The following is a 21,849-nucleotide window of genomic DNA, read 5'->3' as shown; positions in this document are numbered from 1 at the left end:
ACAAGACGCCGTGGCGCACACGAAAATACCCTGCCCGGTGTCGGGCAGGGTAAACCGGTTAAGGTTCCACGACTTTCTGATAACCAATCAGCATCAGTGTCGGTGTTTTCCCGCTTTCTCTCGAGTTCACGGTAATGGTGCGGCCGTTACGTTCACCGCCAATATAATAGGCGACTTCGGTTTTACCGGCGGCTAACGCAGCGCGAACGGCTTTATCGACATCCACATAACGGAACTGCTGGACGTTATCCATATAAATACTGCCGTCAGCGGTATATTTAAATGCCGGTTTATTATTCCATGTCACCGTATTTTCATCCCATGAACCCGGATCGGTTGGATAGAAGAAAATAGAAACGGCGGCATTGTCGGTAGTATTACCGTTGAAAACGCGGATTTTATATTTGAAGCTCACGCCAGGGTAATCATCAATATTGGTTGGTAATGCGGGAATTTTAAATTTCATCAACGCCAGGATCTGTTTATTCTGGTCACGGCCCGGTGAGTTCCAGTTATCCTGCACCAGCAACGTTGGCACGGTGCCAAAGTTTTTGTCGTTGTCTGTCTGGTTGCTGACATAGGTATCGGCTTCGACATCGGAATAGCTGTAAGGAATGTTAGTGCCACAATCCATTTTGTAGTTCATGCAGCGGTCGGCCATGAATTTCGTCGCATCTTCAGTCCACGCATTCATAAAATCACCGTGGGCGGTGTAAACGCTGCCCCACAACGGCGTCAGGTTTCCGTCGATGACTTTAGGATCGAGGGATAATTTAATCTTGCTGACGTCGAGTGATTTGATTTGGGGTAACACGTAGGCAATGTTCATATTAACCTTAGCCAGCTTGACCGGATGGTCTGCCGGACACTGGCCATTGTTATTACTGTAAACCGCGTTGTTCGTGCCTTTCGCCTTCAGGTTTTTACCGTCCCAGCAGTCCGGGAACATCACGCCAATATTGAACTGTACGGCATCGCCCGCTGCGCGCAGGCCGCAAATCTGGTTGGCCGTATTGGTGTAGCCGTTACCGTTGGCACACAGGAAACTGACGTGCGGATTCGGCCCGGTCCCTTTATGGTCGCCCGCCAGCAGCTGAAGCCCGTGAGGATAAGGGGTGATCGGATATTCCAGCACGTTGTTGGCCTGATAATAGTTTTTGATGTAGGTCGGGTTCACGATGGTGCCATCGGGAAGCATCATGGTCGGCACCCAGTAGGCGGTGCTGTCGGCGGCGTTATCGCAGGTGGTCCCTGAGTGGAGCAGCAGGCTTTCGGCGGTGGAGAATGCATCCGAAGAACGGTTGCCCACAAAATCATGAGACATCGCCATGCCGGGCATATTGGGCATCAAAATGGCGTCGTCGGGCTTCATGTGGCTGAAATTACAATCTACGTTTATTTGCGCATCGGCGGCTTGCGCCGCATGGGGCATCAGCGCAAAGGCTCCGGTTAAAAGGGCTAACGAACACAAAGTATATTTCATGCTGAATATCCTTCAGGTATTAAACAGGGAACATCGGATGTTTGTGTGAAGTACCGGCTAATCACCACTCAATATTAAGTTGCCGTTTCGTTAATGAAATATTTCAGCGTCCTGTGGTGGAAGGCAGAACAGCAAAATAAATCCCATTAACGGTGAGGTTGGTTAATATTTTTCATGAGCAATAACTATTATTAAATAAACGCCATGACAGATAATAAAATTCGCATCAATAAAACTTTGTGATTAATGTTATTGCCGCGTGATGCCGGAAAAAGGAGGGGGGGATTAAGACAAAACTGAGCAAAAAAAGGCCCCGGAGCGCATAACACGCCGGGGCATGGCAAAAATGATTTTTATAACGTCATTTATAAAACAATAACGAACTGATGGCTGCCGTGTTCCGGCGTCACGCGTATTCCTTGCGCTGTCGCCGAAGTGGTTGCCAGACTGCATTTCGAGACGCTGTGAATATTGCGCAGGCACAACGTCCAGCCGGTAGCCTGGCCTTCCGTGGTCAGCGTCAGCGTGTTACCGCTGCGGTGCGCGTTCAGCGTAAAGACCACATTCCCGTGCAGATCGGTCAGACGGCTCTCAGCAATTGCGCCATCTTCCAGCTCGAACAGGTGGAATTCCGGGCGCTCACTGTAATCGTAATCCGGTTTTTCACTGTTGCTGCCTGTTGCCAGTAACGTATTCGGACGGACGTACAGCGGCAAGCTGTCGAAGCCATGCTGCTGACGGTGCCAGCGTGAGCCTTCGGCCACCTCGTTGCTGAGCAGGTGCGTCCAGCGCCCTTGGGGAAGATAGAAATCCACGTCGCCTTGTTCACTGAAGACCGGTGCAACCAGCAGGTCATCGCCCAGCATGTACTGCCGGTCAAGATAATCGCAGGCCGGATCTTCCGGGAAATCCAGCATCATGGCGCGCATAACCGGCGTTCCGCTTTTGGCGGCCTGCACGGAGGCCGGATACAGATACGGCATCAGGCGGCATTTCAGTTGCGTGAACTGGCGCACCACGTCGCAGGCTTCGTCGTCATAAACCCATGGCACACGGTAGGATTTGCTGCCATGCAGGCGGCTGTGGCTCGACAGCAGGCCGAAGGCGCACCAGCGTTTGTAGATATGCGCCGGTGCAGTGTTCTCGAAACCGCCGATATCGTGACTCCAGAATCCGAAGCCGGACAGCCCGATGGACAGGCCACCGCGCAGGCTTTCCGCCATAGATTCGTAAGTGGCGTAACAGTCGCCGCCCCAGTGAACCGGGAATTGCTGCGCGCCCACGGAGGCCGAGCGGGCAAACAGCACGGCTTCGGAAGCGCCGAGCTTATCCTGCAACGTTTCATACACCAGCTTGTTGTACACAAACGCGTAATGGTTGTGCATTTTCTGCGGGTCGCAGCCGTCGTGCCAGACCACATCGGTCGGGATCCGCTCGCCGAAGTCCGTCTTGAAGCAATCCACGCCCATATCTACCAGCCGTTTCAGGTGTCCGGCATACCATTCACAGGCCTGCGGGTTGGTGAAATCGACAATGCCCATTCCCGCCTGCCATTTATCCCACTGCCACACGCGGCCATCCGGGCGTTTGAGCAGATAGCCTTTCTCTTTGCCTTCGTGGAACAGCGGAGATTTCTGGCCGATGTACGGGTTTATCCACACACAGATTTTCAGACCGCGTGCTTTCAGGCGCTGCAACATGCCCTGCGGATCCGGGAAGGTTTGCGGATCCCATTCAAAATCGCACCACTGGAAAGCTTTCATCCAGAAGCAGTCGAAGTGGAAAACGTGCAGCGGCAGATTGCGTTCGGCCATGCCGTCGATGAAGCTGTTGACCGTCGCTTCGTCATAATTGGTGGTGAAAGATGTGGTCAGCCACAGGCCAAATGACCAGGCGGGCGGCAGCGCAGGGCGGCCGGTCAGGCGCGTGTAGCGGTCGAGCACTTTTTTCGGCGTCGGGCCGTCGATGACGAAATATTCGAGGTATTCACCTTCCACGCTGAACTGCACTTTCGACACTTTCTCAGAACCGACTTCAAACGACACGCATTCCGGGTGGTTCACCAGCACGCCGTAGCCGCGGTTGGTCAGATAAAACGGAATGTTTTTGTAGGATTGCTCGGTGCTGGTGCCGCCGTCGCGGTTCCAGGTTTCGACGGTTTGCCCGTTTTTAACCAGCGCGGTAAAGCGTTCTCCCAGCCCGTAAACCGTTTCGCCGACGCCCAGATCCAGCCGCTCCATCATGTAGGTTTTCAGCGTATTGCTGTCCTGCACGTAACCGTTGGATTTCGCCACGCTGCCGGTAATTCGGCGGCCATCGCGCAGGAAATCGAGCGTCCAGTTATCGCCTTTGGTCACGCGGACGCTCAGCGAGCCGCTGTGCAAGGCGGCGAATTCCGCATTGTCTTCGAAGCGCAGTTCCGGTGTCTCGGATTGGATCAACGGATAATGCGGGCCTTTGTCCGTTTCGCCGTCAAAATGGGTAATGCGTACGCCAATCACGCCGGTTTGCGGCGAGAAAAAACGCAGCGTAAACAGCGGGGAATCGAGCTGGCTGGCGCGCTCAGAGGCATCTTTCGGTGCCGCGTAAATCACCATTTCGTTCCCGGTGCGCTGAACTTCGAATACCTGTAAAGGGTGCGTGAGCACTAAACCTTCCTGGATCAACCAGTTACCGTCGCTGATTTTCATGTTCTGCTCCTTTTAAACTTCATCTCAATCAAATTCATTTCATAAATTCTTGCTGATTGCGGCGGATGCCTTGCGCGACTTCGTCAAGGATGCGGCGCAGCAGCGGCGTGCGCAGAATGTAATAACGCTTACAGATGATGGCGCTCAGCAGGTAACAGGCGGCGGGCACCAGTGTGAACAGCGCGACGATGCAGGCCATTGTGGTCGCGTTCTGCGTGGCAGCACCGGACTGATAACCGGCACCGGCCAGCATCCAGCCGATCATCGCGCCCGCTAACGCCAGACCGAGTTTGAGCACAAATAAGGTGCCCGCAAAGCTGATGCCGGTCAGGCGTTTGCCGTCGTTCCATTCACCGTAATCCACGGTGTCGGACATCATGACCCACTGAATTGGCGTCACCAGCTGGTGCAGTACGCCGATAACAAAGATGAACGCAAACATCGCGATGCTGCCATGAACCGGCAGGAAGAACATGGCGACGCTGAGTACGGCCAGAATGGCGTTGGTCCACCAGAACACGCTCACTTTGCATTTCCAGTCGGTGAGCGGTTTGGCGAGCGCGCTGCCGAACAGATTGCCGACGGAATAGACGCCGAGGAACCAGACGAACAGCAAAGGATTGCCGAGAATATAGGTGACGTAATACATCATGGCGCCGCCGCGAACTGCCACGGCGATGATGTTAAGGATGGTCAGCAGACCCACAATGCGCCATTGATCGTTATGCCAGATGTCGCGCAAATCCTCGCGCATGGTGCCGGTCGGTTTGCCCGGATCGATACGTTCTTTGGTGGTGGCAAAACAGATTGCCAGCATGATGGCCGCGACAATCGCCAGTACGGCAATGCCGCCCTGATAACCCAGCGCCTGATTTTCGCCGCCAATGAGTTTTACCAGCGGCATCATCAGCACGGTGCTCAGCATGCCGCCCGCCGTCGCCAGCACGAAGCGGTAGGATTGCAGCGAAATACGCTGTGTCGGGTTCGAGGTGATCACGCCGCCGAGTGCGCAATACGGAATGTTGACCACGGTATACATCAGCGTGAGCAGCGTGTAAGTGATGGCGGCGTAGATCATTTTGCCGGTCATGCTCAGTTCCGGCGTGGTGTAGGTGAAGACGCAGACGATGCCGAAAGGGATCGCGCCGAAGAGCACGTAAGGGCGGAATTTGCCCCAGCGCGTACGGGTGCGGTCAGCCAGCAATCCCATGCAGGGGTCAGAGATAGCATCGAGTGCGCGGGCCAGCAGGAACATGGTGCCGACGTATCCGGCGGGAATGCCGAAAATGTCGGTGTAGAAAAACATCATGTACAGCATGACATTATCAAAAATGATATGACTGGCGGCGTCGCCTAATCCATATCCAATCTTTTCCTTGACCGAAAGGATTTCTGTACTCATTGCTTCAATGTCCATATGAAAAGGGAGAGTACAGGTTTTAACGGTTGTAAGCGGTTGCGGCTATTGAGATTTTTAATTCTGAAATTATGTTTCTTTATTTCTGTGATCGCAGGGGGGAAACGGGAACGCAAGGAGGGGATAAGTGATGAAATAACCTCCCGTTTCCGGGAGGTCTGAGGCGATTACTTTTTGTATTTTGCTTCCAGCGTGGCAAACCATGGCGCGGTAAAATCTTCTGATTTCCCCCAGCCCGGAATGATTTTGCTCAGGCCGCTGACGTTCAGGCCATCCGGCTGGCTGATCAGCAGGGATTGCGGAATGGTCTGCGCCGGGAATTCATAAGTCTGTGGCGTTTTTTCGCCGGCAATTTTCAGCGCCACAATACGCAGGTTCACGGCGCCGATCAGCTGTGTATCCACCGCCGCCGTGAACAACCACGGGCTGCCTTTCTCGCGCATCAGTTGCAGATCCTGATTCGAGGCATCGATGCTGTAGAGTTTGATTTCAGTCCGGCCATTCTCTTTCAGCGCTTTGTAAGCACCCTGGCTGAAGGCATCCCAGGAACCCCAGATGGCATCAATCTGGCCTTTCGGATATTTCGCCAGAATCGCCCCGACTTTGTTGGCGGTGTCGCCCTGAACGTCCGAAGATACCGCACCGATAGACTCAAGCTGATGAATGCCCGGGTTTTCTTTCAGGATGGCTTCGTAGGTTTTCTGGCGGCGTTCCATTGGCGGGAACCCGGCCACCCACAGTTTGATGATGTTGGCTTTGCCGTTGAAATCTTTCACCAGCTGGCCGACCGAGGCTTTCGCCAGAGACGCGTCGTCCTGGCGGGTGACGGTGACGCCCGGAATGGTATCCGGTACTTCGGTATCAAACGCGGAAACTGCAATGCCCGCGGCGGCAATACGTTTTGCCAGCGCTTCAGAATACGGACCGCGACCCTGCGACAGAATAATGCCGTCGTATTTCTGGCTGATGGCCTGATTCACGAAATCCTGAAACTTAGCGTCGTCGCCGTTACTCAGGAATGTATCGACTTTAAAGCCCAGCGCGTGGCCTTGCTTGATGGCACCCGCCAGAAATTGCGTGGTGTTGTCATCGGAGCCAAGATTACGGATCACGGCAATGCGCACCGGGCCGTTGTGTTGTGCAATCGCAGCCGGAACCGGTGCCAGCTGGGCATCAGCGGCAAACGCGGGCAGGGCGGAGAACAGGCTAAGTGCCAGCAGGGATGCGGATATTTTTTTCATTATTTAACAACTCCGTCGTCGGGTGCGATGTGTGTTTCACAGGTGTTTTTTGGCATAAAAATTCGGAACAAAAAGAACGGACCAAATTGAGGATGTTTGGAAGTCCGTCTGTCTGGACGTCCATTGTGACAACGCAGTCTACCGGTATGTTAAGAAGGAGGGAATGCTTTGTTGATAGTATATTTCCGGCTGGCGTTATTCCTGTTGGTTATAGAACGCAGAGTGGTGCTGAGCAAAATCAGGCACATGGCCTAAACTGAACATTCAACGCTGATCAACGTCTCCGGGAGAAGCCTGATGTCCTGTTCTTTCCGCGCTGCCGCTTTATTCGTTTTCTCAACCTCTCTTCTGGCGTCTCACGCATTTGCCGCGCCGAAATCGCCGGTTCCCTTTGCGGTTGCCCGCACGGAGGTCACCGAACTGGCAAGAGGCCTGGATCACCCGTGGTCGCTGGCGTTTCTGCCTGATTCGCAGGGCGCGCTGATCACCGAGCGCAGCGGCCAGCTGCGTCTGTGGCAGCCAGACCAAAAACTTTCCGCGCCGCTCAAAGGCGTGCCGCGTGTGTGGGTCAGCGGGCAGGCGGGGCTGTGGGATGTGCGCCTGTCGCCGGATTTTGCGAAAAACCGCCGGATTTATCTCTCTTTCGCGCAGCCGGGTGAAAAGGGTGAGCCTCACGGGGCGCTGGGTTACGGCACGCTGTCGGCAGACAAACAAAGTCTGACCGATTTTAAAGTGATTTTCGTGCAGCAACCGGCGCTGGAAAGCGGCATTAATCTGGGCGGGCGTATGGCGTTCGATGCACAGGGCAATATTTTTCTGTCCGTCGGGGATAATAATCAGCGCATCAATGCGCAGCATCTGAATCAGCTGCAAGGCAAGATTTTGCGTCTGACGCCGGAAGGCGGCATTCCGCAGGATAATCCGTTTACCGGTGACAAAAACGCGAAACCGGAGATCTGGACTTATGGCAACCGCAATCCGCAGGGGCTGGCGGTGGATCCGTGGAGCGGTGCATTATGGGAAACGGAGCACGGGCCGCGCGGCGGGGATGAAGTGAATCTGCCGAAAGCGGGAAAAAATTACGGCTGGCCGCTGGCGACGTTTGGGATTAACTATTCCGGGCAGCCTATCCCGGAAGCGAAAGGCACCACGCTGGCAGGCGCTGAAGCTCCGATTTATTACTGGGCGATTTCTCCGGCGCTGAGCGGCATGGCGTTTTATAACGCGCAGAAATTCCCGCAGTGGAAAAACTCGCTGTTTGTGGGCGCGCTGGCCGGGAAATCGCTGATCCGCCTGACAGTAGACGGCGAAAAAATTACCCATGAAGAACGTCTGTTAAGCGAGCGCAATGAGCGTATTCGCGAAGTTCAGGTCGGGCCGGATGGATTTGTGTATGTGCTGACGGATGAAAGTGACGGGAAACTGCTGAAGGTGTCGCCGGGCAACAAATGAGTGCCGCAGGCTAAAAAAGGCGTGTCGTTGCGGCACGCCTTTTGTGTTTACGTCTAGGTCAGCGGGATCATCACGCGTTTCTGGAAATCCGGGCGCTGTGTGATTTGTTGATACCAGCGTTCCACATTCGGATGGGCCTGACGTTCAATATTCAGCCCGTACCAGGCATAGGCGTAGATCGCCAGCGGAATATCGCCGAGCCCGAAATGTTCGCCTGATAACCATGGCTGCTGCGCCAGCACTTTGTCGACAACCGCCCAGTGTTTTTCAAATGCCGCCATGCCGGTGGCCACCAGATCCATATCACGCTCCGGTTCGGGAACGCGAACCAGCGTCAGAAAGACCTGACGGAAAGGAACGGTCAGGCTGTTTGCGGTCCAGTCCAGCCATTTATCCGCGCTGGCGCGAGCCCGCAGATCGGAAGGCCAGAACGTTTCATCGCCTGCGCGTTCGGCGAGATAACGCAAAATGGCATTCGATTCCCACAGGACAAAATCATCATCCTGTATGCAAGGCACCAGCCCGTTCGGATTGAGTGACAGATAAAGCGGCTCATGGTTTTTGCCGTAAGCGCCCCCGGCGTTAATTTGCTGAAAAGGCAGTTTAAGTTCGTCCAGCAACCACAGCACTTTTTTCACATTAGTTGAGTTATCGCGGCCCCACAGGGTGATCATTCAGAACTCCTCGTTTGAAAAGGGTAAATAAACAGAACGTTAGCCAGCACAATGGCAATGACTATAGGGCAGGTGAAGGGGTTTTGCGAAGGGTTAAGCGTAACACTCAGCGACAGGTTTCCCCGTCGCTGAGGGGGATTACGGGAAATCAGCGCTGTGTTTTCTGCGCCTTAAACAGTGCCCAGACGCTGAGCAGGGCGACCATCATCAGGTAGTAACCTGGCGCCAGGCTGCTGCCGGTGGCGGAAATCAGCAGGGTACAGATGAATGGTGCAAAGCCGCCGAACACGGTGACCGCCACGTTGTAGCTGATCGCCATGCCGCTGGCGCGGGTGGTGATCGGGAACAAATCCGCCATCATCGACGGCACGGTGGAGAAATACACCGATTTCAGCAGTGCCAGCCAGCTTATCAGCAGCAGTAAAGACAGCGCCGATGTGTATTGCAGCATCAGCCAGAACGCCGGATAAATGGTCAGCAACAGCAGGATAAGCGAACCCCACATCAGCGGCAGACGCCCGATTTTCTCCGCCCACAGCCCCATAACTGGCGTGACGACGGTCAGGATAATCCCCGCCGATAATGTGGCGCTAAAGCCCGCCGAGGCAGGCAGATGCAACGTTTTTGTGGCGTACGTCGGCACGTAGTTCAGCATGTAGTTGATGGCGGTGGACACCACCATCAGGCCGATAGCCGTAAAGAACAGGCCTTTTTGCGAGCGCACGATTTCTTTCAGCGGCGACGCGGTTTTCTCGGCTTTGCTGAAGCTTTCCGATTCTTTGATATGGCGGCGGATATACAAACCCACCGGGCCAATCAGCAGACCGAAAATAAACGGAATGCGCCATCCCCAGTCCTGCAACTGCGTTTCACTCAGAATGGCAGACAACCCCAGGCCAAATGCCGAAGCCAGCAAGGTGCTCGCGCCCTGCGTGGCGAACTGCCAGCTGGCGATAAACGCTTTACGTTCGGGGAAATGTTCAACCAGAAATGCCGTTGAGCTGCCGAACTCACCTCCCGCCGAAAAGCCCTGAATCAGACGTGCCGCGAGGATCAGCAGCGGCGCGGCCATGCCGATAGTGGCGTAGGAGGGTGTGATGACAATGATTAAGCCGCCAATCATCATCAGGCTGATGGACATCAGCAGTGACGCTTTACGCCCGTGTTTGTCGGCATACGCACCGAGAACGATTGCGCCGAGCGGCCGGATCAGGAATGAAACCCCGAAGCTGCCAAACGCCAGCAACAGTGAAACGGTCGGATCGGACGTCGGGAAATACGCATGCGCAATATAGCTGGCGAAAAAGCCGTAAATGGCGATATCAAACCACTCCAGCGCGTTCCCGATACAGGTCGCAAAGAGGGTTTTCATCAGGCTTGGTTTTTCAGCCGTAGTGCTGACGGAAGCGGAGCTGGCGCTTAACTGGCTCATTGCGCACCTCCTGTATGGGCGTGGTGACGGGCCAGCACGGCGGCACCGTTTTCACCAAGATCCCACAGCAGATGGGTCATGATCGCCAGCCCCTCGCGTGCCACGGAAATCAGCATGTGTTCATTCACGCCGTGCTGACCGCAGGCCGGATAAGAGTGCGGCACCCATAACGTCGGTAAACCGAGAATATCGGCGAAGACATCATTAGGCAGAGATCCGCCGAGGTTCGGCAGCAATGCCGGTTTTTTACCGTTTGTTTTTTGCATGATATTCAGCGCCCAGTCCACCAGAGGATCGGTCGGGTCGAAGCGGGTGGCCGGTGAGCCACGCATAAATTCCACCTCAACCTGCGGGAAACCCTGTGCATCGAGGTGCGCACGGACGTGCTCTGCCAGATGTTGCCAGTCGGTGCCGACGACAAAACGCAGCTGACATACCGCCGTCGCCGAGCCGGGAATGGCGTTCATCGGGCGCTGCGGATTACCGGTCAGGAACGACAGCACTTCCAGCGTATTCCACGCATAGAGACGCTCGGCAGGCGTGAGACCTTCCTCGCCCCAGTTCAGATCAATCTGCGGATCGTTTTTGCCATCGCCGACGTCAACATCGCTGAGAATTTCGCGGATAGCCTCACTGACTGCCGGCGGTTTCAGCGCAGAAACCTGCAACTGGCCGTGCTGATTCACCAGACAGGCCAGCGCGTTTGCCAGCTGCGTCCCCGGATTGGTCAGCAGCCCGCCCCAGTTGCCGGAGTGATAGGCGTTGTCGCGGGCATTGATGGTGAGACGGAAATTCACCGCACCGCGTGAACCGAGGAACAGCGTCGGGCGCACGGCGCTCAGGCGCGGGCCGTCGGAGGCGAGGAAAATATCGGCGCTGAGCTCTTCCTGATATTCACGGCAAAGTTCGGCCAGCCCCGGTGAGCTGATTTCTTCACCCATTTCGAACAGCAGTTTGCAGTTAAAACCGAGGCTTCCGCCGCGGGCCTGGTAGATTTGCTCCAGCGCGGCAATGTTGATGCTGTGCTGGCCTTTGTTGTCGGCACTGCCACGTCCGTACCAGCGGTCGCCGTCCTCTTTGAGTTCCCACGGCGATAAGTCGCTGCGCCAGTTTTCATCGTCGCCGAACACCACGTCGCCGTGGCCGTAACTCAGGATTGTGGGCAACGCATCGTCTTCAATGCGGGTGGCGATCAAAAAAGGACGGTTAGCGGCATACGCATTTTCGACGCTCAGCAGGCTGAAACCCATCGCCGCGAGTGCCGGTTTAATCTCTTTATCGAGATAACGCGCCAGTTCGGCGTCCCGCTGATTACTCTGGCTTTCGGAGGCAATCGCCACCCTGCGCGCCAGCGTGCGCTGGTATTCACCCTGATCGAACCAGGCTAACGCCTGTTCAACGATATTTTCCGCTGTCATGAGGATCCTGCTTTTGTTGTGTTTGTGATTTTATTGTTGGTTTTTTTAGCAGTTTCACTCTAAGCGCTGCGTCAGCGTTGCCACAATAATAATAATTGCAAGTTAGCGTTGCTTTTATTGTAATGCTCATCTGCACAGTGATGAGGCAATACGGTCATGCAAAGTACGGAGATTCGCTATTTTCTGGCGGTGGCCAATACCGGCTCGCTGAGCGCGGCCAGTAAGCAATTATTTGTGGCGGTGTCGGCCATCAGCCGTCAGATCCAGCGTCTGGAAGAACGCATCGGCGCGCCGCTGTTTGAACGCCACGCGCGCGGGATGGTGCTCAACGATGCCGGGCAGATTCTGGAAAACCATGTGCGTAAAAGCATGATGGAAATGGAGCACGCGATTGCGGAAATTCAGGGGCTGAACGCCGTGAGGCGAACCGTGATCCGCATGGCCTGTACTGACGGGCTGGCGTTTGATTTACTGCCGCAGCTGTTCTCACGGTTTCGCAAGATCAATCCGGGCGTGATGTTTTATCTCAACGTCGGCACGGCGGTGGAAGTGTCGGAAATGATCCACAACGGCGAAGTGGAACTGGCGTTACAGTTCAGCCTGGTGGCGGAGCGCGGTGTGGACATCATGGCGTCTTTCCCTGCGCCGGTACGCATGGTGATGCGCCCGGATCATCCGCTGGCGGATAAGGACGTTTTGCTGACAGATTTACATCCGTTCCCGCTGGCGATGAACGAGCAGGGCAGCACCATCCGCCAGCTGTTTGATTTGTCGTGCCGGATGAGCGGAATTTTTCTGGAACCCGCAGTGAGCTGTAACCGTTTTTCGACGCTTTACGATTTTATGGTACAGACGCCGGGGGCGATTGTCGCGTGCAGCCACTTTTCCATTATGTATAAAGCGCGGCGCGATAATTTGCGGGTCAAACCGGTGAACATTGAACAGCTGAGCCAGCGGACGTTGCAGTTGCAGTCACCCGCCGGTAAAAGGCGTTCGGCGGCGCTCGGCCAGTTTGTCGATTTTATCCGTGACGAACTGGTACGGGAAAACGACGCCTTTATCCGTGATTTCAGTCTGAATACTGCCCGGTCATAAAAGTCAGGCGTGAAAACGCGTCCACAGGCTGATCAGCAGCCACGCCGCCAGCGACCAGCAAACGACGGCGCAGAGCAGGGCGTAAGGCAGTTTCATCGAGCCGATGAAAAAATAGAGTGAAATCAGGTACACCATATAAGGAATGACGGCCCACAGGCCGAAGACAATCGTGGTTCGCAGTGCCTCGATGCTGCGTTCCGTGCCCACAATGTAGTGAGCAATTAAGGCGAACGTAGGAAAAAGCGGGACCAGCCCGGCGATATAATAGTTTCGGGTTTTGGACAGCACCCCGATTAAAATCACGACCAGCGCTCCGATCAGCGCCTTAATTACCAGTCCCATTTCTGCCCCTGCGGCTCGTTCATCGTCGTTGAAGCGCCGTTGCGATTAAGCCGTTTATTGTTATAGATATTTTATATGAATCTTCACCCCAAACTGACGCACATGAATGAATTGGTCAAGTGCTGACTGCTGTTTTTATCGCCGGTTGAATCAGCGCAAGCAGTGGAAATCTCTACTATTCTTAAGATCTTTACACTATTTAGGTTTATTCCAGACCCAGAACGCAGTAGGTTTTACGTCAGACAGAGTTGTACAATCTGTTTGAAAGATAAGATAAATTTCAGTTACCCGGACAAAAGCGCTGATACCTATGACTATTTCTTCCCAATTCAAACGGACTTTCATTTACGCGCTGGGCGGTGGAGTAATGCTGCTGGCGCTTCCTGCCGCTCAGGCGGACAACGGCCCCGTCGCACCACAGATTAATGCCAAATCCTGGGTGCTAATGGATTACAACAGCGGGAAGATCCTGACTGAATCGAATCCTGACGCGCGCCTCGACCCGGCCAGCCTGAGCAAAATCATGGTCAGCTACGTGGTCGGCCAGGCCATTAAATCCGGCAAAATCAAATCCGACGATCTGGTTTCTGTCGGTAACGATGCCTGGGCAACCGGCAATCCGGTGCTGCGCGGATCGTCCCTGATGTTCCTCAAACCCGGTGACCGCGTGCCGGTTTCCGAGCTGAATAAAGGGATTGTGATCCAGTCGGGTAACGACGCGAGTATTGCGCTGGCCGATTTTGTGGCGGGGAGCCAGGATTCCTTCGTGAATCTGATGAACCGCTACGGCGAACAGCTGAAACTGCAAAATACGCATTTTAAAACCGTTCACGGGCTGGATGCGGACGGGCAGTACACGTCGGCAACGGATATGGCACTGCTTTCGCAGGCGCTGATCCGTGATACGCCGGACGAATATGCGCTGCATAAAGAGAAAGAATTCACCTTCAACCACATCAAACAGATTAACCGTAACCGCCTGTTGTGGAGTTCGAATCTGAATGTGGACGGCATTAAAACCGGCTTCACGTCCGGCGCGGGGTATAACCTGGTGTCTTCCGCCAGCGACCCGACCGGTATGCGCCTGATTGCGGTGGTCATGGGCGCGCCGAGCGACCGAATCCGTTTCAGCGAGAGCGAAAGTCTGCTGACCTGGGGTTTCCGTTTCTTTGAAACGCTGACGCCAATTAAAGCCGGTGATGCATTCACCAGCCAGCGCGTCTGGTTTGGTGATGAAAAAATGGTTCCGCTGGGTGTGGCTGAAAACGCCTCACTGACGATGCCGAAAGGCCAGCTGAAAAACCTGAAAGCCAGCTTCACGCTGACCAATAAGCAGCTTGAAGCGCCGCTGGCGAAGAATCAGGTTGTGGGAACCGTGGATTTCAGTCTGGACGGCAAAGTTATTGAACAGCGTCCGCTGGTGGCGTTGCAGGAAGTGAAGGAAGCGGGCTTCTTTGGCCGTATCTGGGACTTTGTGATGATGAAAATCAGCGGCCTGTTTGGCAGCATTTTCGGCAAGTAACTGCGGCTTAATCCCTGAAATTGAAACAAAAAAAGCGAGGCCAACAAAGCCTCGCTTTTTTTTATGCCTGAATGGCCGGAAAATCAGTTCTGCACCCAGCCTTTCCTGATCGGGAAGGCGAACCCGAAACGGTACACTTTGCACATCACCGCGTTAATCTGCTCACCAAACAGGTTCCACACCAGCTGCGCGAACAGGCAACCGAGCATACCAACCAGTAATCCGCCCAGCATATCCAGCGGCCAGTGAATGCCTAAATAAATACGTGACCAGGCGATGGCGATGGCGGTCACCATCAGCAGCGCGCCGGACCAGATGCGGTGCCAGAACAGGAATGACAGCGCGAAAGTGAAAATCGCCGTGCCGTGGTCACTCGGGAAAGAGTCATCCGGCGCGTGATGCAGGAAGTTATAACCAAAACCTTCAACGAAAGGGCGCGCGTGGGGGAAAAGCATCGAGAGCGTTTTGGCCGTCGTCATCGCAAAGAGCAGCGCAATGGTGGTTTTACTGACCAGTTCACGTTGCTGGCCGATCTGGTCGCGCTGACCCCAAAGCCAGAGCCCGACAATCAGAAGCGGGACGATGATAATCAGATCATTGGCCAGAAAAGCCGCCAGACTGATCAGCGCGTGCGGCGAAGCGGGCGTCGCGTTGATCCATAAAAACACCAGATGATTCAGCTGCTCCATAAAACTACCCTCGTATGTACAGGCCAGACAGACAGGCCAAATAAACAGGCCAAAATAGTGATCACAAATTTCCGGTAACCCACTGACAACCGGCAAAAAACGTGGAGGCCACGTTAGTTTGTGCTGCCTGTGAGGTAAAGGGGGTATCGTCTGAATATCCGCACTCGTTGAACGGCGGTATAGTTTCGCGATGAAATAGAGTGTAAAGAGAAGAACTTAAGGAAGCCTTAAGCAGGCGGGAGGACGAGCCTCCCGGCGCAATTGCCTGACTGAAAAAATGAAAGGAAAAGTGTCTGAGAAGACGATTAGCGAGGTTTCTGGACGGACATCAGGAACAGCATCGGACGTTCAGCTTCTTCGGCCAGCGCCGGTTGTGCGGCAATTTGTTCTGCCGACGGACCCCACTCATTAAGCTCGCGGATAACGAAACCCGCATCAGTGAGCAGGCGGATGTAAGTTCCCAGCGTGCGGTGCTGCTTGACCACACCTTCGGCAAACCAGTTTGTGACACGCTTGCCTTCATGCTGATAACCATCGACCGGCCAGGTTTTTTGCCCGCCTTCATTGATCAGCCACGCGGGGCTTGAAGGTGCGGTATAGATCGGGTGCTCAGCTGAGAAGACAAAACTGCCGCCCGGTTTGAGCGCGTGAAACACCGTTTGCAAAAGCGCGGGCAGGGCGTCGATGTAATGAAGCGTGAGCGAGCTGTAGGCCAGATCGAAAGCGGCTTCCGGCAGTGTCAGGCTTTCAAGATCCTGGCGGGCATAATGAATCGCATCGTCGCGGGTCATCGACCGGGCTTTTTCGAGCATTTTCTCTGAAACGTCGAGCCCTGAAACTTCTGCAGCACCGGCATCGCGCGCAGCACGGCAAAACCAGCCGTAGCCACACCCCAGATCGATGATGCGTGCGCCCTGCATATCAGGCAGCATGGCTTTGAGTGAAGGCCATTCCGGCGCGCCTTCCAGCCCGAACTGCGAGCGCCCGAGTTGCGCGTAGCCTTCAAAAAAGGCCGGATCATCGTAAATATTTTGCGTCATTTGAATGACTCCTATAAAAATAATCTTAATTGCCAATCCACTTTGGCCCGAACATTGTAGTAAAAAACAGACAGGAGAGCAGCAAAATGGACATTCGTCAGGCTACGCTGGCCGACCAGCGCGAACTGCAAACGCTGGGTCGTGAGACCTATCGCCACTATTTTGGTGACCTGTGGCAAAATAGTGACGAGCTGGAACAGTTTCTGGCCGATGATTTCAGTAACGAAGAAATGGAAAACACGCTTGAGAGCCCGGATCACCGCTGGCTGGTGTTACAGGAACAGGGTGACGCGGTTGGTTTTGCAAAAGTGCATTTCAATCAGCCTCTTGAGGGCGCGGAAGGGCACGGGGCGAAGTTGTGTAAACTGTATTTCAAACCCCAAAGCCGGGCACGCGGGCTGGGCGCGATGTTATTTGACGCCGTAGAAACCGCCGCCCGTGAAAACGGACAATCGTGCTTGTGGCTGACGGTTTTGCAAAGTAATCTCCCGGCTATCGGATTTTATCAGCGTCAGCGCATGCATCAGGTCGCTGAAACGGCCTATGTGACGGCAACGCAAACCACTCCATTGTGGATCATGAAAAAGGATATCAATGATTAAATTACGTCTTGGCGGTCTGTTTATCACGCTCGAAGCCGGGGAAGATATTCCCTATGCGCCGGAGTTTTGTGAGCATTACACCTACCTTATTCATCCGGCGGAAGACGGTTTTGAAATATTGCGTTATGACGCGTATTCCGGCTGGCACAAACGTCCTGATCAGATATTTGAAGACGGGCATCAGGCATTTGTATTTGCCTATCAGGCGTATGAAAAAGAGTGGAATCAGACTGACGGACGTTTAGGCGGCAAGGATCAGCGCCTCGAACGAATTATGTAAGTAAATATCGTTATGGATAATATAAAAAATCACCTTCGGGTGATTTTTTATTTCCAGAATGACATTGCAGAAACCTGGTAATATTATACGTAACTTTACATTAATCGGATATTCCCTGACGGAAAAGACGGCTTTTAATTACGGAGGGAAATTACATTCTGAGCGGAATAATATTTTATTTTGTGAGTGTGACAAAACTGTGAATTGAATGAGTGTTGATTAAGTTGTTGTTTGTATTAATTATTATGTTATCTTTAGCGATGATTTCATTCGTTTTTTTTCGGGTTTGTTAATATGTTTAAGAGGGCTCGTTATTATCCTAAATGAACGCTAAACAAAATTTATTTCAAATGTTTTCTGGTTGCAACGGAACTTATCCTCGTTTAATTTGACGCTCATCTGCTCCGGTCCTGATGAAGAAATATAACTTCACGGTGGAGAGGAAATTAACTTTGTCGCCTAGCGACGCAGAACATTAAATAATCAAGGATATTGATGATGAAATTACGCGTACTTTCTCTGGTCATTCCGGCACTCTTGGTAGCAGGCACCGCTGGCGCTGCTGAAATCTATAACAAAGACGGCAACAAACTGGATCTCTTCGGTAAAATTGATGGTTTGCATTATTTCTCCAGCGATAAAGGCACCGATGGCGATCAGTCCTATATGCGTTTCGGTCTGCGCGGTGAAACTCAGATTAACAGCGAACTGACCGGTTACGGCGAGTGGGAATATCAGGCAGCCCTGAACTCTGCTGAAAGCGCTGATAATAACAACTTCACCCGTGTCGGTTTTGCAGGTCTGAAATTTGGCCAATGGGGTTCACTGGACTACGGCCGCAACTACGGCGTGATGTATGACGTCGCAGCCTGGACCGACGTTCTGCCAGAATTCGGTGGCGACACTTACGGCGCAGACAACTTCATGTTCCAGCGTGCAAACGGCGTGCTGACTTACCGTAACAAAGACTTCTTCGGCGCGGTCGAAGGTCTGGATGTCGCGGTTCAGTATCAGGGCAAAAATGGCAGCGCTACCGAATCTAACAACGGTCGTGACGTATTAGCTCAGAACGGCGACGGTTACGGCATGTCCCTGACTTATGACCTGGGCGAAGGTTTCAGCGCAGCGGCAGCCATGATGGCTTCTGACCGTACCAACGAGCAGAACGGCCGCAACAACCCGGCAATCATTGGTAACGGCGACAAAGCGACCGCGTATAGCGGCGGCCTGAAATACGATGCCAACAATATCTACCTGGCGGCGATGTACACCCAAAGCTACAACGCAAACCGCTTCGGTAAAGCAGGCAGTACCGCTTACGGTTATGCCGACAAAGCGCAAAACTTCGAAGCTGTGGCACAGTACCAGTTCGACTTCGGTCTGCGTCCGTCTGTTGCCTACGTGCAGTCTCACGCGCGTAATATCCCGGGTTACAGCAACCAGAACCTGACCAAATATGTTGATGTTGGCGCGTCTTATTTCTTCAACAAAAACATGCTGACCTACGTGGATTACAAAATTAACCTGATGGATGACACCCGCCTGACCCGCGATGCTGGCATCAATACCGACGACGTTGTGGCCGTAGGCCTGGTTTATCAGTTCTGATAAGCCGACGCTGCCCTGAAAGTTAAGGGCATCTGCGTCTCTCGTGTCTGAATCTCCCGCTGCAAGGCGGGAGATGACCTTTCTCACAAAATCTTATTCTCCGCACTTTCCCCTATGTTTTCGTTCAGGCATGATTCCGGCACGTGAAGTTCGTATCCGACGACTGAGAGCCGCCAATGACTGATCACGCCACACCCAATCTTCCCGCCCGGGATTTCGAAGAGACTCAACGCTTTTACAGCAGCATAGGCTTTACTACCGGCTATATCGACGACAGCTGGCTCATTATGAGCCGCGGCGGTATTACGCTGGAATTCTTCCTGCACGTCGATCTCGACCCGCTCACCAGCTGGTTCAGCTGCTGCCTGCGCGTGGATGATGCCGGTGCCATTTTTGATGAATTTATTGCCGCCGGAATAGGGCAGGACAGGAACACTCGGCCATGCATTCATCTGCCTGAAATGCAGCCGTGGGGATTCAAAATGGGTGCGCTGATTGATATCGACGGAACGTTGCTGCGGGTGATTGAGAATTAGCGAAACGGGTAACGCCAATGTCACGCCACCGAAAATCACTGCGGCGGCGTGACACTGCGTCAGCCCGCGATGCGGGTAAACTGCTGTTCCGTAACGCGGCTTCCCCACTGGTCGCCATCCCATTCTTTCGTCAGGGTAAAACCGGACGATTCATACAAACGGCGCGCGGCATCCAGCCCGCTGAAAGTCCAGAGCTGAGTGGCTGAGAATTTTTGCTGATCGCAGAAGTTTACCGCTTCGCTTAGCAGTTTTCTGCCAATACCGCCCCCCCGGCAGCCATCATCAAGAATAAACCAGCGCAAATGTGCTTCGTTATTGCCTAAATCCTGCCCGTCGATGGCGACAGAACCGACTATTTTTCCGTTCTGAACCGCGAGCCAGATTCGGTTGTTTTCATGACCGAGGCGACCGGTGAATTCCGCTAAACCCGCCGCCACTTTGCTTTCAAAAAAACTGCCAAAGTTGGCATGACGTGAATAGAAACGGGCGTGCATTTCAGAAATCCGCCCGATCATGCCCGGCTGATAACCGGAGCTGATGATCACAGGATTTTGCGGATTTGTCTGTGAACCGTCACGGCATGATTTCAGCGCGAGGGCGTAGGCAGAAATCCCTTCAGCGACGGTTTCCTGTTTTGTAGAATCAAGCCTGATCAGCGCATCTGCGACGCGCATTTTGCCATACGCATTAATCTTCAGGACGCTGGCTTTGCCCTGTTCGGTAAGCTGAAGGTGCTTCACCCGCGCGTCATCCGCAGAAACTACCTCGGTGAGTTCACCGGCCTTGATAAGTTTGCCGAGCATCCGGCTCACGCTCGACTTCTCCAGCCCGAGTTCATTCACCAGTTGCGCAGCTGTCACCGCACCCAGCCTCTCAGCCTCAAGCAACGTATGCACCGCCGACGCGGAATATTCCGTAGCGGCAAGCGTCGGGTTCATAAACCCCAGTTCACGAACCATCAACCGTGAAGCGGTACGGATGTTTTCTATAAGAAGTGCGTTATCAGTCATGAGAAAGGGCTTTTGGTGAATTGGTTGTGTTATACAACCATTTTATGGGCGAAGGTGTCAATGGGGCTAAAAGGGGGCGCGGGGGAGTTTTATAAGCAGAAAAGAAAAAACCCGGTAATGTCACCGGGTCTTTAAAATCAATAAATTACATATTTTTCAGGATGTTGATTATGTGGCGATGGGTGACTAATCAGGACTATTGCCTTCCTTTGTCGCCACTTTGTCGCCAGTTTTCATAGTGGCTAAGGGGTTGAAGTGCAGGGCGGTTTCGAGGTGCTCGGGCGCAAAGTGAGCATAGCGCATTGTCATCTGAATATCAGAGTGACCAAGGATTCTTTGCAACACGAGTATGTTGCCACCGGACATCATAAAGTGCGCTGCGAAGGTATGGCGTAGAACATGTGTTAACTGGCCACGTGGTAATACAATATCTGTTGAGTCAATTGCTGCCATAAATCGAAAGTAGCACTCACTGAAAAATCGGTCACCTTCTTGTGCAACAATTTCTTCATAAAGCTCTTTGCTGATCGGCACGCTTCGGTTTTTCTTACTCTTGGTTCGGACAAAAGTGATTTTATGCGGGGTAACTTGCGACCGGGTCAATTTCTCCGCTTCACGCCAGCGTGAGCCAGTGCTTAAACAAATTTTGACTACTAAGGGCAGGTCTGGTCTTCCCTTACTGCAAGCATCAAGCAAAATGTTGATTTGCTCATGTGTGAGCCATGACATTTCTTTTTCAGCAGTTGCGAATTTTCGCAGCGTCTCAAGCGGGTTGGGTTGTTTCCATTCCCCCAAACGAATTAACTCGCTAAACATCCCACTAAAATGACTTTGTTCAAGGTTCACCGTAGTTGGGTCAGCACCTTGGCGCCAACGTTCTGAAAAGTAAATTTCTCCGTTTAAGCGTTTATCACGGTAGTGGGCAAAGTCTTTTGCGGTGAAAGTTGTAGCGGGGGGATTTCCTAAAGCATCAACCATTAAGCAAATTTTTTTATAGGTCTTTGAGCCTGCGGTGAGTGCCTGGCCATGTAGGTTGTACCAGAGCTTAGCGACATCTTGCAGGGTCCGGCGATCAGCTTTCTCGCCGAGCCATGGCTTGTTCTCAGCTTCATCCATCGTATGGCGTTCAAAGGCCAGTGCTTCCCCTTTGGTTGCAAACTGTTTACGTACCCTGCGGCCAGAACGGCCAGCAGGGTAGCATTCACAAATCCATTGACCGGTTGTAAGTTTACGAACTGCCATGTGTTTCCCTCTAAAAAGAGGGAATATTTAACTGTATATAATAACAGTGGTCAATGTATGGCTATAAAAAAATAAA

General features: G+C 53.3%; 19 protein-coding genes. 7 read left to right on the top strand and 12 right to left on the bottom strand.

Going from position 1 to position 21,849, the window contains the following annotated elements; genetic code table 11:
* Positions 1 to 58: 58 nt before the first annotated feature.
* From KWG64_RS16035 to KWG64_RS16020, 4 genes are all read right to left on the bottom strand, one after another.
* Entirely contained in the window at positions 59 to 1,483 is a 1,425-nt protein-coding gene (locus KWG64_RS16035; RefSeq protein ID WP_218522435.1) for a DUF1996 domain-containing protein, read from the bottom strand.
* A 365-nt stretch (positions 1,484 to 1,848) separates the two neighbouring features.
* Positions 1,849 to 4,173 (bottom strand): alpha-xylosidase, encoded by a 2,325-nt coding sequence (yicI, locus tag KWG64_RS16030; RefSeq protein ID WP_218522434.1) that lies wholly within the window; start codon positions 4,171 to 4,173, stop codon positions 1,849 to 1,851.
* Between the two features lie 34 nt (positions 4,174 to 4,207).
* Complete coding sequence (locus KWG64_RS16025) at positions 4,208 to 5,575, bottom strand: glycoside-pentoside-hexuronide family transporter (protein WP_195814624.1); 1,368 nt, start codon at positions 5,573 to 5,575, stop codon at positions 4,208 to 4,210.
* A gap of 182 nt (positions 5,576 to 5,757) precedes the next feature.
* Positions 5,758 to 6,831, bottom strand: a complete 1,074-nt coding sequence (locus KWG64_RS16020; RefSeq protein ID WP_218522433.1) for a sugar ABC transporter substrate-binding protein — start codon at positions 6,829 to 6,831, stop codon at positions 5,758 to 5,760.
* Between the two features lie 297 nt (positions 6,832 to 7,128).
* Between KWG64_RS16020 and KWG64_RS16015 the strand changes: the two genes are divergently transcribed.
* A complete protein-coding gene (locus KWG64_RS16015) occupies positions 7,129 to 8,283 on the top strand; it encodes a PQQ-dependent sugar dehydrogenase (RefSeq protein WP_218522432.1) in 1,155 nt (384 codons plus the stop codon).
* Positions 8,284 to 8,336: 53 nt separating this feature from the next.
* Here KWG64_RS16015 and KWG64_RS16010 read toward each other — a convergent pair whose 3' ends face one another.
* The 3 genes from KWG64_RS16010 to KWG64_RS16000 form a co-directional block, all read right to left on the bottom strand.
* A complete protein-coding gene (locus tag KWG64_RS16010) occupies positions 8,337 to 8,957 on the bottom strand; it encodes a glutathione S-transferase family protein (RefSeq protein ID WP_218522431.1) in 621 nt (206 codons plus the stop codon).
* A 148-nt stretch (positions 8,958 to 9,105) separates the two neighbouring features.
* Positions 9,106 to 10,389 carry an MFS transporter gene (locus tag KWG64_RS16005; RefSeq protein WP_195823065.1) on the bottom strand — a complete coding sequence of 428 codons (1,284 nt, stop codon included), beginning with the start codon at positions 10,387 to 10,389 and terminating at the stop codon, positions 9,106 to 9,108.
* The gene (locus KWG64_RS16000) at positions 10,386 to 11,807 is read right to left on the bottom strand and encodes a M20 family metallopeptidase (protein ID WP_218522430.1); all 1,422 of its coding nucleotides are present in this window, start codon (positions 11,805 to 11,807) and stop codon (positions 10,386 to 10,388) included. The genes KWG64_RS16005 and KWG64_RS16000 overlap by 4 nt, the downstream gene beginning before the upstream one ends.
* A 156-nt stretch (positions 11,808 to 11,963) precedes the next feature.
* Here KWG64_RS16000 and KWG64_RS15995 point away from each other — a divergent pair, with 156 nt between their 5' ends.
* Positions 11,964 to 12,902: a LysR family transcriptional regulator gene (locus KWG64_RS15995; protein ID WP_195814630.1), complete on the top strand. Its 939-nt coding sequence runs from the start codon at positions 11,964 to 11,966 to the stop codon at positions 12,900 to 12,902.
* 3 nt (positions 12,903 to 12,905) lie between these two features.
* On the opposite strand, the gene KWG64_RS15990 is transcribed toward KWG64_RS15995, so the two are convergent.
* The gene (locus KWG64_RS15990) at positions 12,906 to 13,244 is read right to left on the bottom strand and encodes a GlpM family protein (protein WP_152326945.1); all 339 of its coding nucleotides are present in this window, start codon (positions 13,242 to 13,244) and stop codon (positions 12,906 to 12,908) included.
* A gap of 310 nt (positions 13,245 to 13,554) precedes the next feature.
* On the opposite strand from KWG64_RS15990, the gene KWG64_RS15985 reads away from it, so the two are divergent.
* Positions 13,555 to 14,766 carry a serine hydrolase gene (locus tag KWG64_RS15985; RefSeq protein ID WP_195814632.1) on the top strand — a complete coding sequence of 404 codons (1,212 nt, stop codon included), beginning with the start codon at positions 13,555 to 13,557 and terminating at the stop codon, positions 14,764 to 14,766.
* Positions 14,767 to 14,849: 83 nt separating this feature from the next.
* Here KWG64_RS15985 and ybjG read toward each other — a convergent pair whose 3' ends face one another.
* On the bottom strand, positions 14,850 to 15,455 hold the full coding sequence (ybjG, locus tag KWG64_RS15980) for an undecaprenyl-diphosphate phosphatase (protein ID WP_195814633.1): 606 nt from the start codon (positions 15,453 to 15,455) through the stop codon (positions 14,850 to 14,852).
* Positions 15,456 to 15,760: 305 nt separating this feature from the next.
* Entirely contained in the window at positions 15,761 to 16,495 is a 735-nt protein-coding gene (locus KWG64_RS15975; protein ID WP_218522429.1) for a bifunctional 2-polyprenyl-6-hydroxyphenol methylase/3-demethylubiquinol 3-O-methyltransferase UbiG, read from the bottom strand.
* An 86-nt stretch (positions 16,496 to 16,581) separates the two neighbouring features.
* Between KWG64_RS15975 and KWG64_RS15970 the strand changes: the two genes are divergently transcribed.
* The 4 genes from KWG64_RS15970 to KWG64_RS15955 all read left to right on the top strand — a co-directional run bounded on the left by KWG64_RS15970 (position 16,582) and on the right by KWG64_RS15955 (position 19,521).
* Complete coding sequence (locus KWG64_RS15970) at positions 16,582 to 17,097, top strand: GNAT family N-acetyltransferase (RefSeq protein WP_152326949.1); 516 nt, start codon at positions 16,582 to 16,584, stop codon at positions 17,095 to 17,097.
* Positions 17,090 to 17,377 (top strand): hypothetical protein, encoded by a 288-nt coding sequence (locus KWG64_RS15965; RefSeq protein ID WP_152326950.1) that lies wholly within the window; start codon positions 17,090 to 17,092, stop codon positions 17,375 to 17,377. The genes KWG64_RS15970 and KWG64_RS15965 overlap by 8 nt, the downstream gene beginning before the upstream one ends.
* A 498-nt stretch (positions 17,378 to 17,875) precedes the next feature.
* Positions 17,876 to 18,985, top strand: a complete 1,110-nt coding sequence (gene ompC / locus KWG64_RS15960; protein WP_218522487.1) for a porin OmpC — start codon at positions 17,876 to 17,878, stop codon at positions 18,983 to 18,985.
* Positions 18,986 to 19,161: 176 nt separating this feature from the next.
* Positions 19,162 to 19,521 carry a bleomycin resistance protein gene (locus tag KWG64_RS15955; RefSeq protein WP_218522428.1) on the top strand — a complete coding sequence of 120 codons (360 nt, stop codon included), beginning with the start codon at positions 19,162 to 19,164 and terminating at the stop codon, positions 19,519 to 19,521.
* Positions 19,522 to 19,580: 59 nt separating this feature from the next.
* Here KWG64_RS15955 and KWG64_RS15950 read toward each other — a convergent pair whose 3' ends face one another.
* Both KWG64_RS15950 and KWG64_RS15945 read right to left on the bottom strand, forming a co-directional pair.
* Positions 19,581 to 20,531: a helix-turn-helix domain-containing GNAT family N-acetyltransferase gene (locus KWG64_RS15950; protein WP_218522427.1), complete on the bottom strand. Its 951-nt coding sequence runs from the start codon at positions 20,529 to 20,531 to the stop codon at positions 19,581 to 19,583.
* A gap of 186 nt (positions 20,532 to 20,717) precedes the next feature.
* Positions 20,718 to 21,773: a tyrosine-type recombinase/integrase gene (locus tag KWG64_RS15945; protein WP_218522426.1), complete on the bottom strand. Its 1,056-nt coding sequence runs from the start codon at positions 21,771 to 21,773 to the stop codon at positions 20,718 to 20,720.
* Between the last annotated feature and the right edge of the window lie 76 nt (positions 21,774 to 21,849).

Source organism: Rahnella sp. PD12R (genome assembly GCF_019200965.1).
GTDB classification, from domain to species: Bacteria; Pseudomonadota; Gammaproteobacteria; order Enterobacterales; family Enterobacteriaceae; genus Rahnella; species Rahnella laticis.
This window is presented reverse-complemented; position numbering and strand designations above follow the sequence as displayed.

What these genes read in the sequence shown, in the direction of transcription:
- KWG64_RS15950 (WP_218522427.1), bottom strand. Translation starts at nt 20,531, where the DNA reads ATGACTGATAACGCACTTCTTATAGAAAACATCCGTACCGCTTCACGG.
- KWG64_RS15955 (WP_218522428.1), top strand. Translation starts at nt 19,162, where the DNA reads ATGACTGATCACGCCACACCCAATCTTCCCGCCCGGGATTTCGAAGAG.
- KWG64_RS16015 (WP_218522432.1), top strand. Translation starts at nt 7,129, where the DNA reads ATGTCCTGTTCTTTCCGCGCTGCCGCTTTATTCGTTTTCTCAACCTCT.
- KWG64_RS15985 (WP_195814632.1), top strand. Translation starts at nt 13,555, where the DNA reads ATGACTATTTCTTCCCAATTCAAACGGACTTTCATTTACGCGCTGGGC.
- KWG64_RS16020 (WP_218522433.1), bottom strand. Translation starts at nt 6,831, where the DNA reads ATGAAAAAAATATCCGCATCCCTGCTGGCACTTAGCCTGTTCTCCGCC.
- KWG64_RS15965 (WP_152326950.1), top strand. Translation starts at nt 17,090, where the DNA reads ATGATTAAATTACGTCTTGGCGGTCTGTTTATCACGCTCGAAGCCGGG.
- KWG64_RS16035 (WP_218522435.1), bottom strand. Translation starts at nt 1,483, where the DNA reads ATGAAATATACTTTGTGTTCGTTAGCCCTTTTAACCGGAGCCTTTGCG.
- KWG64_RS16010 (WP_218522431.1), bottom strand. Translation starts at nt 8,957, where the DNA reads ATGATCACCCTGTGGGGCCGCGATAACTCAACTAATGTGAAAAAAGTG.
- KWG64_RS15995 (WP_195814630.1), top strand. Translation starts at nt 11,964, where the DNA reads ATGCAAAGTACGGAGATTCGCTATTTTCTGGCGGTGGCCAATACCGGC.
- KWG64_RS15945 (WP_218522426.1), bottom strand. Translation starts at nt 21,773, where the DNA reads ATGGCAGTTCGTAAACTTACAACCGGTCAATGGATTTGTGAATGCTAC.
- KWG64_RS15970 (WP_152326949.1), top strand. Translation starts at nt 16,582, where the DNA reads ATGGACATTCGTCAGGCTACGCTGGCCGACCAGCGCGAACTGCAAACG.
- yicI (WP_218522434.1), bottom strand. Translation starts at nt 4,173, where the DNA reads ATGAAAATCAGCGACGGTAACTGGTTGATCCAGGAAGGTTTAGTGCTC.
- KWG64_RS15975 (WP_218522429.1), bottom strand. Translation starts at nt 16,495, where the DNA reads ATGACGCAAAATATTTACGATGATCCGGCCTTTTTTGAAGGCTACGCG.
- KWG64_RS16005 (WP_195823065.1), bottom strand. Translation starts at nt 10,389, where the DNA reads ATGAGCCAGTTAAGCGCCAGCTCCGCTTCCGTCAGCACTACGGCTGAA.
- KWG64_RS16025 (WP_195814624.1), bottom strand. Translation starts at nt 5,575, where the DNA reads ATGAGTACAGAAATCCTTTCGGTCAAGGAAAAGATTGGATATGGATTA.
- KWG64_RS15990 (WP_152326945.1), bottom strand. Translation starts at nt 13,244, where the DNA reads ATGGGACTGGTAATTAAGGCGCTGATCGGAGCGCTGGTCGTGATTTTA.
- ompC (WP_218522487.1), top strand. Translation starts at nt 17,876, where the DNA reads ATGAAATTACGCGTACTTTCTCTGGTCATTCCGGCACTCTTGGTAGCA.
- KWG64_RS16000 (WP_218522430.1), bottom strand. Translation starts at nt 11,807, where the DNA reads ATGACAGCGGAAAATATCGTTGAACAGGCGTTAGCCTGGTTCGATCAG.
- ybjG (WP_195814633.1), bottom strand. Translation starts at nt 15,455, where the DNA reads ATGGAGCAGCTGAATCATCTGGTGTTTTTATGGATCAACGCGACGCCC.